Raw genomic sequence first — 12,659 nt, forward strand, 5'->3', positions numbered from 1 at the left:
GCTAAAAACATAGTTGCCCTGTTATGACCCTGACAATCTACAACACTCTCACTCGTCATCAAGAACCATTTGAGACTGTCGAACCAGGCAAAGTCAAAATGTACTACTGTGGCGTAACAGTATACGACTATTGCCATTTGGGTCATGCACGCGCTTGTATTATCTGGGATGTCGTGCGGCGCTACCTGCAATTTCTAGGGTACGAAGTCACGTACATTCAGAATTTTACTGATATTGACGATAAAATTCTCAACCGCGCCCGTCAAGAAAATTCCTCAATGGAAGCCGTAGCCGAACGCTATATCCAAGCATATTTTGAGGATATGACGCGGCTGAATGTCAAAGAAGCAGATGCCTATCCCCGCGCCACGCACACGATGAACGGCATTCAACGGCTAATTTTTGAATTAGAACAAAAAGGATATGCCTATCCCGCAGACGGCGATGTCTACTACGCTGTCAAACAGTTTCCCGAATATGGTAAGTTGTCGGGACGCAAATTAGAAGACTTGCAAGCAGGCGCTAGCGGGCGCGTAGACGCAGAAGACCCAGAAGGAAGAAAAAAGCAAGAACCATTTGATTTTGCTCTGTGGAAAGCCGCTAAACCAGGGGAACCAGCGTGGGAATCACCTTGGGGTGCGGGTCGCCCTGGGTGGCACATTGAATGTTCGGCAATGGTACGCGATCGCCTGGGTGATACGATCGACATTCATGCAGGGGGAGCAGATTTAATTTTTCCTCACCACGAAAATGAAATTGCCCAAAGCGAAGCCGTTACGGGCAAAACCCTCTCCCACTACTGGATGCACAACGGGATGGTGAAGGTTAACGGGGAAAAAATGTCTAAATCCCTGGGTAACTTTATCACGATTCGCGAGTTACTCGATCGCCCCACCGATCCGATGGCAGTTAGGTTATTCGTCCTGCAAGCACATTACCGCAAACCAATCGATTTTACCGACGAAGCGATCGCGGCGGCTACCAATGGCTGGCATACCCTCAGAGAGGGATTGTTGTTTGGACATCAATATGGCAAACATTTAGAATTCGGAATTCGGAATTCGGAATTCGGAATTGAAGACAATTTCATCCCTGAAGTAGTACAAAGGTTTAAAGAGGCAGTCAATGACGATTTCAACTTTCCGAATGGATTAGCTGTGTTGCAACCCTTAGCAAAGGAATTGGCGCGGGAAGGTAATCTATTGGTACATCAGGGCAAGACAGAAACTCCACCGGAGGAATTACAACGCCAGTGGCATACTTTGGTAACTTTAGCTGAGGTTTTAGGATTTACCGCCACCATAGAAGCTGAGACTACGACTCATGACGGTTTAAGCGATCCAGAAATTGAAGCTATGCTCGAACAAAGGCAAGCTGCTAGAAAAGCAAAAAATTTTGCCGAATCAGACCGCATCCGTGACGAACTACAGGCTCGCGGAATCACTGTAATTGATAGTCGTGATGGTACGCGATGGCATCGCAACTAAATCGTCCTTTGTTGTCTGTATCTAACTTGCTGCTCCTCGTTGCCACTATCTTTTTGGCAATTTTGTTGTGGCAACTCCGAGGCTTATTAGTAACTTTAATGATTGCTGTTGTTTTAGCAGCTGCGATCGCGCCTATTGTCAACATAGCAGAAAGATTGCGGTTTCCTCGTTGGCTGGCAGTCATTGGCGTGTATCTCACTTTAGTGGCTGGCTTAACTGGAGTCGGTTTACTTGTCGGTCCTACCCTGATCGCTCAGATTGAAACTTTGGTGAGAATACTGCCGCTTTATATCGACAATCTTGTCGGACTGGTAGAACAATTCGCGCTCAAATTGGGAATTACTGAATCAGAAATCGAGCAGTTTTTTGACCTGCAAGCATTAACGGGGTGGATAATTCGCTCCGGTCAACAATTATTAGTCAGTTCCTACGACATCACCACCGGAATTTTAGGCGGAATATTTAACTTAATTCTGGCGTTCTTGCTTTCAGGCTATATGGTTGCTGGTAGGGAAAATTTAATTTCAGGTTTAGTCAATTTATTTCCCCAACCGTGGAACGATCGCCTTGCCGAGCAAGTCGAGCCGATTGCCCGTCGTATGGGAGGATACATTCAAGGTCGAGTCTTGGTTTCAGCAATTTTATCCGTTGCCATTACAATCGGTTTGGGTATTTTAGGTTTATCAGAATTTGCCCTAGCTTTAGGAGCGATCGCTGGATTTACCAATTTAATTCCTTTTCTCGGACCCATCTTAGGTGTAATTCCGGCTTTAGTTGTCGCCATTTCCCAAGGTGGCTGGACGTTTTTGTGGGTATTGTTGTTGTTTATCGTCGTCCAGAACCTAGAAACCTACGTCCTCGATCCCCTACTTGTTGGTTCCTCTGTCCAAGTCCATCCGCTCTATCAACTACTAGCGGTTTTAGGGGGAACTCAAGTTCTTGGTATTCTAGGAGCCGTGATCGTGCCACCCTGGATTGCCGGAGCATCAGTACTATTAGAAAACCTATATTTACGACCGAAATTATTAGCTGAAGGCAAAGCAATAGGTAAGTCGTAAGTCGTAAGTCGTAAGTCAGAATTAATTGCTCCCTGATAACTGATAACTGATAACTGATAACTGATTCAAGCGGATTTTCGCTGCTGTGTTTCATCTGGTTGCAACTGCCGTCGTCCGTTGTAGATGATGCGGAGTGCTTCTGTAAGTTGCTGCTCCAAGCTATTAAGGACAGCATCGGCATAATCATCCGCACCGCGTAGAATATCCTCTGCCTCCATAATTGCCTCTTGCCGCATCCGCTCGATTTGCCGTTCTGCTTCTTGACGCAGGCGATCGATTTGTTGCAGATTTTCTTCTTGCGCTAATAAGCACTCTTGTTGAACTTGCTGCTGGAGTTGCCTAGCTGAGAGGTCAGCTTGTTGTACAATAGTCGTCCGCTCGACAATCTGGGCTGCTTGTGTCTGTGCCGTCTGAATAATTTCATCGGCTTCTTGTTCTGCCTGCAAGAGAATGTTCTGTCTTTGCGCGACGATCGCTTGTGCTTGTTGTAACACAGTTGGTAGGAGCGATCGAATCAGATCGATTCGATCTAGCAACTGCTCCTCATCTACTAGTGTTCTGCGCGTCAGAGGAATATGGGGACTAGAAAGAATTATTTCTTCTAGCCGAGCCAATTCCTGCTGAATTTCTCCGCTACCTAGATCGGCAGCATCTGCTAGCGGCGGAAAGCCTCTATTCTCTTCAGGCTCTAGATTGGGTGAGTTTTGGCTTGGCATCGGTAAACATCCCGAGCAATGTGCGGTGGGACTAGATGGTCGATGGGACCGCCAAATTTAGCGATCTCTTTCACCACACTACTACTTAAAAAACTGTACTCATTTGATGTCGCCAAAAAAACAGTTTCAATTTCAGATGATAGCGTTTTATTGATGTGAGCCATCTGTAATTCAGCTTCAAAGTCTGAAATTGCTCGTAAACCACGGATGAGAGCTTTAGCTTGTCGCATTTGGGCGTAATTGACGGTTAGACCATCAAAACTATCGACTTCCAGATTAGGTAAATGACGAGTGGTGAGGCGAATTTGTTCTAGCCGTTCTTGCACGGTGAACATAGGTGTTTTATTCGGATTGCGCAACACGGCAACGACTAAGCGATCGAATAGCTCACAACCGCGTTCGATAATGTCGAGATGTCCCAAGGTAATTGGATCGAAGCTACCAGGATAAATGGCTAGCACTAGTCAACAGCCTCAGAGTTACTGGAAAATTATAAATCAGTTATCAGTTATCAGTTATCAGGGAATAGGGAGCAGGGGAGCAACTACCAATTACCAATTACCAATTACCAATGACAAACAAAGTACCGCTAAAATTGAATGCAGCAGTGTTCTGGCTGGAATTGGTGGGCGCTCGATCGGGCTTAACCTAAAACCACTTTTGCCATTGGTGCTGTAGAGACGAGAGTGAATATCGAGCCGCAATCGCCAATTCTGGCGTTGAGAAGCGGGCTGAGGGGAAACTGGAGTATGACGGTCAAAAAATTAACGGAAGCTGACAGAACAGAAATTTTGGATTTGTATCGCAATACAGGAGAGACAACATCAACGCTAGCAGATCGCTATGGAGTGAGCAACTCTACGATTAGTCGCTTCTTAAAAGTGACTTTGCCAGAAGATGAGTATGAAACGCTCATTGCAGCTAAACGGGCGGCTCGGACCCCTGGGGGAGCAGAGAGAGAAGAGGTAGCAGCGATCGCTCCCCCTGTGGTAGAAGTACCCTCACCCACCCTAGAAGCACCGATACTAAAAACAATATCTGAACCCGAACCAGTTGTTGAAGCCCCTACCCCTAAACCTGTGAAAAAACGGCGTTCGACAGCGAAGACTGGAGCAGAAATCGAACCGCTTGCAGAACAATTAGAGTTACTCAGTAACCCTTCCCTACCTGTAGAAGAAGAAGTGCGCGAGGAGGTAAGCGCAGAGGCTAGCCAGATTGCAGCAATTATGGTGGGAGAAGAATTGCTCGATGAAGATGAAGACGAAGATGATGAGGATGACGATCTAGAAGATTTAGAAGATTTAGAAGATCTAGACGAAGACGACGATTTCGAGGAAGAGACAACACCAGTTATTAGAAGGCGATTGCCCGTCGAAAGCTTCGTCAGGGTGTTACCGTTGTCAGAAGCAATGCTGCCGAGAACATGTTATATCGTGATCGATCGCATGGCAGAATTAATTACGCGACCGCTGAGGGATTTTGGCGATTTGGGACAAATTCCCGTGCAAGAAGTCCAACAAAAAACTCTACCGATATTTGACAACCATCGGGTAGCGCGGCGATTTTCCAGCAAACGCGATCGCGTGATTAAAGTTCCTGACAGTCGCATGTTGCAAAAAACTCGTTCTCAACTTCAATCTAAAGGCATCACACGTCTACTATTTGATGGACGAGTCTATTCTTTATCGTCTAGTTAGATTTTTGTAGAGGCGCGCTGTGTCGTGTCTCTACTTACAGGGGTTAATTATTATGTCGCGCAAAGGCGCAGAGGCGCAAAGTGTAGTTTTGGATTTTCGCATCCTAGTTTAGTTTTCGATTGGCTGCTGGTTGCGAAATATTGTTTCTCTTTTGGAAGGATGGCAGAAGTTTAAGTGGCTCGGCTTGAAAGAGAGGAATCTAGTGTTGTGACGAGTGCGATCGCTCAATCTCAAGAAAATTTTACATTGCTTCTGGCTGCAAACAAAATTAAGTGGTTTCGTCGTCAGTTAACTAGTTGGGCTACTCTCAATCTGCGAGAATTTCCTTGGCGCACTACAACAGATGCTTATGCTATTTTCATTGCTGAGTTTCTGCTGCAAAAAACTGGTGCTAATACAGTTGCTCCTATTTATGAAGCTTTTTTGACTCGATATCCTACCCTCGAATATTTGGCAACGGCATCAGTAGCAGAAATTGCGATTTTACTAAAGCCTTTAGGTTTGCATTTCCGTGCCGATCGCCTTTATCAATCTGTACGAGTAATTATCGAACAATATGATGGTAAAATTCCAGCCTCAGAGGCTCAGTTGCTTTCTTTACCTGGAATTGGATTATATACGGCACGCTCTATCTGTGCCAATGCTTTTGCGCAGCCGCTAGCAATATTAGATACTAATGTGGCACGAATTTTAGAGCGATTCTTTGGTTTGCAGGGGAATCGTGTCAAGTCTCGTTGCAAGCTGTTGTGGAGTGCGGCTGAATATGTCGCTCCGAAAACAAGTGTGAGTCGGTGGAATTTAACATTATTAGATTTTGGTGCGGGAGTTTGTACGGCAAGAAATCCTAGTTGTGGAATTTGTCCGTTGCGATCGCAATGCAATTACGCCAAAATTAATCTTGATCTGAATCATGAATAAAGCAAATTACGGTTTAGTTTTGGTCACAGCCGGATCGCCACAAGAAGCAGAGGCGATCGCCACTTCTTTAGTAGAATCTCAGCTAGCTGCTTGCGTGAATATTCTCCCTATCCAATCGGTTTACACGTGGCAGGGAGAAATTAATAAAGAACAAGAGTGGCAATTATTAATTAAAACAGATTTAGCTCAATTTTCTAACTTAGAAGCTAAAATCCGCGAGTTACACTCTTACGAAGTCCCTGAAATTATTGCCATTCCGATATTAGCAGGTTCTCAATCTTATCTAGACTGGATTTCTGCTTCTGTTAAATAATGTAGCGTTGCCCATACATCTGCAATATGTTTGTAGGGGCGCACATCTGTGCGCCCCTTAGGAATCTGGCTATTTCAACATACTCAAATTAATTATTCCTGGAGATGAGCTTTAGGATTTATATAGTAGGGTGTGTTAAATAACGTACCCTACCAGGGACGAAAGCTTTGACAAAAAGTTCCCATGCCTATACTTATTTGACTGTATTATAGCGTAAAAAATTTATTTTGAACAATTGTTATAAAAACAATATGACAGTTTATTAACAGTCTACATCTACTGCAAGTTGTGATTGGCGATCGCTACCTTAGTTGTAGTGAAGGTGATACGGCAAAGGTTTCGGGCAAGCCAATAACTCAGTAATAAATGGTAAAGAAGTTATTTGATTGTCTGATACATAAACGCCATCTTTACGACACACAATACACAAGTTTTTGTTGGCTCAAGAGTTACTTATGAAACGCTCAATTAAGTCTATCCTCGCTCTTTCTGCTGTGTCTGCATTGGCTATCATTCCTACATTTCTTCCTGTAGGAAAAGCCTCAGCTCAAACTTTTACCACAAATGGTACGGATGCGAACTATCTCGGTGGTGGTATTTCCGTAGGCGTTACCGATGGTGATAGCCCCATATACGATGATGATTCTAAAGTTGGTGGCAACGTTCAAGGACGATTCGCGATTCCAAACGCGCCTATTTCTGCCAGAGGTGCAATCTTATTTGGTGGCGATTCAACCGCATTGATGCCGTTGGTAACATATGATGTTCCAGTTGCTCCTAACACCAACCTTTACCTTGGTGGCGGTTACTCCTTCAATACTGAAGAAGGTCAATCTTCGCCTCTAGGTAACAAAGATGCTATCGTGCTAACTGCTGGTGCTGAATCTGAAGTTGGTAGCAACGTGGTTGTTTACGGTGATGCCAAGTGGGGGATTGATTCCTACAGAGACAGCGATTCCGATGCTGTCAGCATTCAAGCTGGTGCGGCTTACCGCTTTAACTAATGAGTTGAGGTAGGGGCGCACAGTGGTGCGCCCCTACAAAGTCAAAGCTGGGATTGTTTACTCTTATAAATGGAGTCAGCCCCAGCTTTTCGATCGTGATAGGATCTATAGAGTTAATCTATTCATCACAAAATCGACGGAATTACCGGAGATTAAACAGCCGTAGGGGTGTTATCAAAATTTACCGGAGCGGCGGTGAAATATTTTTGTGAACTCAGCATCCAACTCTAATGGTTAAATCTTCTACTCCTCCCACCCCCGTAACTCGCAAGCCTTCCAAAGTTGAAGGGATTAAGGAACGCAGCAATTTTTTGCGGGAACCAGTCGCGACCGAAATTCTGCAAGATACAACTCATTTTACCGAAGAAGCGATCCAGATTCTTAAGTTTCACGGTTCTTATCAGCAAGATAACCGCGACAACCGGATTAAAGGTCAGGAGAAAGACTACCAATTTATGGTACGGACAAAAAACCCAGGTGGGTTCGTACCAGCTCAATTGTATTTGACTCTGGACAAGCTGGCTGAAGAATACGGCAATCAAACTTTGCGCGTCACCACGCGGCAAGGCTTTCAGATGCATGGCATTTTGAAGCGAAATCTCAAAAGCGCGATCGCAGCCATAATTAAAAGTATGGGTTCGACGCTGGGAGCCTGTGGTGACATTAATCGTAACGTCATGGCTCCTCCGGCTCCGTTTAAAAATAAGCCAGAATACCAACATGCTTGGCAATATTCCGAGTATGTCGCTCAGTTGCTCTCACCACAAACTGGGGCATACTATGAAATCTGGCTAGATGGAGAAAAAGCCATTAGTGCGGAAGAAAACCCTGAAGTTGTAGCTGCACGGCAGAAAAATGGTACGGGAACGGTGTTTCACGATAGCGAAGAACCACTCTACGGCACGCACTATATGCCCCGTAAGTTTAAGTGCAGCGTCACCGTACCTGGTGATAACTCCGTAGATTTGTTTTCTCAAGATTTAACTTTGGTAGTCATAACCAATGACAAGCAAGAAGTAGAAGGATTTAACATCTATGCTGGTGGTGGCTTAGGACGGACGCACGGTAAGGAAGAAACTTTTGCCCGACTAGCCGACCCAATTGGTTATATAGCCAAAGCCGATGTATACGATGCTATCAAAGCAATTGTAGCTACTCAGCGCGATTACGGCGATCGCACCGACCGCCGCCACGCCCGCTTAAAATATCTGATACACGACTGGGGTGTCGATAAATTCCGGTCGATGGTAGAAAAGTATTTGGGCAAGCCTTTGGAAGCTTCCAAGCCTCTCCCAGAATGGAAATATGAAGATTTCCTCGGCTGGCACGAACAGGGTGATGGGAAGTTATTTTTGGGGATTTCGGTCGAAAACGGTCGAATCAAGGATGAAGGTTCGTTTCGGTTAAGGACTGCTTTACGGGAAATCGTGCAGCAGTACAACTTATCAATGCGACTGACACCCCACCATAATGTTATTTTGTGCGATATCGCCCCAGATCAAAAGCAGGCGATCGCAAATCTACTCGTAACTCACGGTGTAGAACCTGACCCCAACGCCATCAGCCAGTTAGTTAGATACTCTATGGCTTGTCCGGCTTTGCCTACATGTGGCTTAGCAACAACTGAATCGGAACGGATCATGCCAAGCGTCCTCCAGCGAATTGAAGTGTTATTAAATCGCTTGGGCTTGAGTCAAGAACATTTCGTCGTGCGGATGACGGGTTGTCCTAACGGTTGTGCTAGACCCTACATGGCAGAACTAGGGTTTGTCGGCAATGGTCCTAGCACGTATCAACTATGGTTAGGTGCAGATGCTAACCAAACGAGGCTGGCGCAAGTGTATATAGAGAAGTTGCCTCTCGATAACCTGGAGGCAGAATTAGAACCATTGCTGGTTTACTTCAAACAATCGCGGCAACCTAATGAAAGCTTTGGCGATTTTTGCGATCGCATTGGCTTTGACTCTTTACGAGAGTTTACCTCCAAATACGAGTTTCAAGGCGCACTGGAACCAGAAATCGCCCTGCAAGATGATGGCAATGGCGAACAGGAAGCAGCTGCTAATGCAGCAACTGCGGCAAAAGCCCGTCGTCGTATCACTTTACGCGAACCAGTCTACGCAAAGCTAAAAGCTACTGCTGAGAGTCAAGGTAAACCGATGACTCAACTTGTGAATGAGGCGATAGAAGCTTTCTTACAAGGGCAATAATCGCACCTACATTTTGTGTAGAGACGTTACATGTAACGTCTCTACAATTTCTATGGCAAATACTTCTGTACCACCACCCAACCCGTGAGGGACACCCAGAGAAAACCAAGGAATAAAACTACATTTGCGCCTACGTGGAGCGATCGCGCCCACTGACGCTTAGGACTGATTAAAGTTGCACTAGCTGCCGATATTAGGGTTAATGCTACCACGATTAGCCCTGCCGTCAAGTGTTGGGAATGACCCAGGGAACCAAAATGACCCAGCGTACCGACAACACCAATTGCTAATAGCAGCAGCACTAGCAAAACCATGCTGCCACCAATACTATAGTGCAGCAAATGCAGCCAACTAGGTCTGGGATGAAAATTTGTTCTTGCCTGGAACATCTGCCAGCCTGTTACGGTCAACAGCAGATAAGCTAGTAGCGACAGACCCATCGACCAGGCTGCTATTTTCCACAACCACAAAAAAGAAGGTAAATCCAATTTATTTTAGACCCAATACAATAGCAGCAATTCTATTCATAGTAATAGCTTACTAAATGTAGCGATCGCGCGATTTACTTTCTTCCTTTCGGTAGAATTTGTTTATTTTTCAATTCACTATTTTTTCATTTATTAAAATAGAGCCGCTAAAGTTAGCGACTCCAATGTTAGTTAAACCGATGATCTAATCAATAGTCGTTAAAAGAGGGGATTTAAAATTTCTTTGACTTAGTTTATCTTTTTGTTCTACCGATCGCGCTGCTGGACGATCCATTTGTGCTTCTGCTTTGCTTTCTTCTAACAAGCACAAGCGTTCGCAAGGAATATGATCTGACAAAATAGCACTCGCCATCATGCCCGTGTGAATTTCTAGTGTTGCTTTAGGTGGCGCTTCAAATACAAGGCGTTGACCTGGAAACACAACTCGTTCAAAATACCAGTTAGGGATATTTGATATCCGAGCAATTTGAATCTTGCTAGTTGCGTTTACATAGCAGCAAAGCAGTCGGTCGGACTGTTCGGGTGGTAGGGAATCTAATATTTGAGCCATAACAGCTAAGGGCATGAAAGCCACTTTTATTTGATTACACATATAAGCTAACACTTAGCGATCCCCGAGTGTTGTAACTCCTACTACCAACTGATAACTTAGCTCGAATTTGTTGTCGCCTCTATCTATAGATAGAAGTTGGTAGAAGTTAAACTTATTGGCTTTCCGATTTAGCAACCAATTATCTGATAAATTTTTGATTTGATTTTTGCATTTTACCGCACAAAATTGGTTGACTGTAAATGATTTATGCGTTAGGGCAAAATACCAACTTATTCACGAGCGGCAATTGAGGGATCGTGCCGAGGTAACGCAAATCCAGCGATCCTAGAGGCGATCGCGTTATAGCGGGCAGCGATCGCCTCTAGCTACGACAACTCATTATCTCCGATCGACCTACCACTAAGACAAGCTCGATGTTATCGTAAAGTTATATGAAAATTATTTTCAGAAATCTCTTTAATAGGGGCGCTTAGGCTCGTGAGTGAGGGCGAACTTGGAAGCTATCTAGACATGAGTTGGCTCAGCTTCACTCAGCAGCGCTGCTACTCGAACCTTGGTAAACTCTAACCTCAAACGATCGAGATGGAAAACCGTATTCTCTACGTTCGCCTTCCGTGCAACCCTATATTTCCGATTGGGGTTGTTTACTTGGCAGATCACGTTCACAAGCTTTTTCCCGAAATCGAACAGCGAATTTTTGACTTAGGGACAGTCCCACCACTCGACTTTAATTCCGCCTTAGATACTTGTATCGACGAATTTCAGCCGACGCTTTTAGTATTCTCTTGGCGAGATATTCAGATTTATGCCCCAGTAGGTGGTAGGGGTGGTAATCCCTTGCAACATTCCTTTGAGTTTTTCTACGCCTTCAATCCGTTAGTCAAATTTCGAGGTGCAACCGGATTGCTGCGATTGGCAGTTTCCTATTACAAGGAACTCTGGCGCAATCAAGGACTGATTAAACGCGGGTTAAAACGCGCTCAGAAACACCAACCAAATGCCCGTGCCGTAGTTGGTGGGGGTGCAGTTAGTGTATTTTACGAGCAGTTGCAGCATAATTTGCCCCAGGGAACGGTTGTTTCTGTCGGAGAAGGAGAAACACTGCTAGAAAAATTGTTGCGAGACGAAGATTTTAGCAACGAACGCTGCTACGTTGTTGGCGAAACTCAACCACGCGATCGCCTAATCCACGAAGCGCCAACACCGCTAGAAAAATCTGCTTGTAACTACGACTATATTGAAAAGATTTGGGCGGAATTCTCCTATTACCTGCAATCTTCCGACTTTTATATCGGCGTGCAAACAAAGCGCGGCTGTCCTCACAATTGCTGCTACTGCATTTACACCGTAGTAGAAGGCAAACAGGTACGGATCAACCCCGCCGATGAAGTCGTAGCCGAAATGCGACAACTATACGATCGCGGCATTCGGAATTTCTGGTTTACCGATGCTCAGTTTATCCCAGCCCGGAGATTCATCGATGATGCGATCGAATTGCTGCAAAAGATCGTTGATTCAGGCATGACTGATATCCACTGGGCAGCATACATCCGCGCCGACAACCTCACCCCCGAACTATGCGACTTAATGGTAAAAACGGGGATGAATTACTTCGAGATCGGCATTACCAGCGGTTCTCAGGAACTCGTACGGAAAATGCGGATGGGCTATAACCTGCGCACGGTGTTGGAAAACTGCCGTGACTTAAAAGCAGCAGGTTTTAACGATCTCGTCTCCGTCAATTACTCCTTCAACGTCATTGACGAACGCCCCGAAACCATTCGCCAAACGATCGCCTACCACCGCGAACTCGAACGGATCTTCGGTGCTGATAAAGTGGAACCAGCAATTTTCTTCATCGGACTCCAACCCCATACCCACTTAGAAGAATACGCCTTTAAAAATGGCGTACTCAAACCAGACTACGATCCGATGAATCTCAAACCTTGGACGGTGCAAAAATTATTATGGAACCCCGAACCCCTCGGTTCCTTCTTTGGTGAAGTTTGCCTACAAGCATGGCGACAAAATCCCAACGACTTCGGACGGGAAGTGATGAAAATCTTAGAGGAACGCCTCGGCTGCGCCCCCCTCGAAGAAGCCCTTTCCGCTCCTATTACAACCACTGACAAAAAGCAACTTGTAACAGCGTAAAAAGTCAAAAGTCAAAAGTTAGAAGTCAAAATTACCTTTTACCAATGACAAATGACCGATG

The 12,659-nt window shown here is 45.2% G+C and carries 13 protein-coding genes; 9 read left to right on the forward strand and 4 right to left on the reverse strand.

The features are described from left to right. Positions 1-23 precede the first annotated feature (23 nt). Both cysS and C7Y66_RS12295 read left to right on the forward strand, forming a co-directional pair. The gene (gene cysS / locus C7Y66_RS12290; protein WP_106545790.1) at positions 24-1,487 is read left to right on the forward strand and encodes a cysteine--tRNA ligase; all 1,464 of its coding nucleotides are present in this window, start codon (positions 24-26) and stop codon (positions 1,485-1,487) included. Next, complete coding sequence (locus C7Y66_RS12295) at positions 1,472-2,545, forward strand: AI-2E family transporter (RefSeq protein WP_015156332.1); 1,074 nt, start codon at positions 1,472-1,474, stop codon at positions 2,543-2,545. Before cysS ends, C7Y66_RS12295 begins: the two co-directional genes overlap by 16 nt. Before the next feature lie 65 nt (positions 2,546-2,610). Here the strand turns inward: C7Y66_RS12295 and C7Y66_RS12300 are convergent, their stop codons facing one another. After that, positions 2,611-3,261 (reverse strand): hypothetical protein, encoded by a 651-nt coding sequence (locus C7Y66_RS12300; RefSeq protein WP_106545791.1) that lies wholly within the window; start codon positions 3,259-3,261, stop codon positions 2,611-2,613. Further along, positions 3,234-3,722, reverse strand: coding sequence for a pantetheine-phosphate adenylyltransferase (gene coaD / locus C7Y66_RS12305; RefSeq protein WP_015156330.1), 489 nt, complete (start codon positions 3,720-3,722; stop codon positions 3,234-3,236). The genes C7Y66_RS12300 and coaD overlap by 28 nt, the downstream gene beginning before the upstream one ends. On the opposite strand from coaD, the gene C7Y66_RS12310 reads away from it, so the two are divergent. The 6 genes from C7Y66_RS12310 (at position 3,712) to sir (ending at position 9,403) form a co-directional block, all read left to right on the forward strand. After that, complete coding sequence (locus C7Y66_RS12310) at positions 3,712-3,939, forward strand: hypothetical protein (protein ID WP_106545792.1); 228 nt, start codon at positions 3,712-3,714, stop codon at positions 3,937-3,939. The two genes, coaD and C7Y66_RS12310, sit on opposite strands and share 11 nt — an antisense overlap. A gap of 71 nt (positions 3,940-4,010) precedes the next feature. Continuing rightward, positions 4,011-4,958 carry a helix-turn-helix domain-containing protein gene (locus tag C7Y66_RS12315; RefSeq protein ID WP_106545793.1) on the forward strand — a complete coding sequence of 316 codons (948 nt, stop codon included), beginning with the start codon at positions 4,011-4,013 and terminating at the stop codon, positions 4,956-4,958. Between the two features lie 207 nt (positions 4,959-5,165). Next, on the forward strand, positions 5,166-5,876 hold the full coding sequence (locus C7Y66_RS12320; RefSeq protein ID WP_106545813.1) for a hypothetical protein: 711 nt from the start codon (positions 5,166-5,168) through the stop codon (positions 5,874-5,876). Continuing rightward, positions 5,869-6,189: a divalent-cation tolerance protein CutA gene (cutA, locus tag C7Y66_RS12325; RefSeq protein ID WP_106545794.1), complete on the forward strand. Its 321-nt coding sequence runs from the start codon at positions 5,869-5,871 to the stop codon at positions 6,187-6,189. The genes C7Y66_RS12320 and cutA overlap by 8 nt, the downstream gene beginning before the upstream one ends. Before the next feature lie 455 nt (positions 6,190-6,644). Beyond that, positions 6,645-7,193, forward strand: a complete 549-nt coding sequence (locus C7Y66_RS12330; RefSeq protein WP_106217323.1) for an outer membrane beta-barrel protein — start codon at positions 6,645-6,647, stop codon at positions 7,191-7,193. Between the two features lie 230 nt (positions 7,194-7,423). Further along, positions 7,424-9,403 (forward strand): sulfite reductase, ferredoxin dependent, encoded by a 1,980-nt coding sequence (gene sir, locus C7Y66_RS12335; protein ID WP_106545795.1) that lies wholly within the window; start codon positions 7,424-7,426, stop codon positions 9,401-9,403. A gap of 50 nt (positions 9,404-9,453) precedes the next feature. Here sir and C7Y66_RS12340 read toward each other — a convergent pair whose 3' ends face one another. Both C7Y66_RS12340 and C7Y66_RS12345 read right to left on the reverse strand, forming a co-directional pair. Then, positions 9,454-9,891 carry a DUF4079 domain-containing protein gene (locus C7Y66_RS12340; protein ID WP_106545796.1) on the reverse strand — a complete coding sequence of 146 codons (438 nt, stop codon included), beginning with the start codon at positions 9,889-9,891 and terminating at the stop codon, positions 9,454-9,456. A 184-nt stretch (positions 9,892-10,075) separates the two neighbouring features. Next, positions 10,076-10,441 carry a DUF1830 domain-containing protein gene (locus C7Y66_RS12345; RefSeq protein WP_370143937.1) on the reverse strand — a complete coding sequence of 122 codons (366 nt, stop codon included), beginning with the start codon at positions 10,439-10,441 and terminating at the stop codon, positions 10,076-10,078. A 585-nt stretch (positions 10,442-11,026) separates the two neighbouring features. Here C7Y66_RS12345 and C7Y66_RS12350 point away from each other — a divergent pair. Further along, a complete protein-coding gene (locus C7Y66_RS12350; RefSeq protein WP_106545798.1) occupies positions 11,027-12,598 on the forward strand; it encodes a photosystem II high light acclimation radical SAM protein in 1,572 nt (523 codons plus the stop codon). Positions 12,599-12,659 lie beyond the last annotated feature (61 nt).

Origin of the sequence: Chroococcidiopsis sp. CCALA 051 (assembly GCF_003015105.1) — a bacterium.
Lineage (GTDB): Bacteria > Cyanobacteriota > Cyanobacteriia > Cyanobacteriales > Chroococcidiopsidaceae > Chroococcidiopsis > Chroococcidiopsis thermalis.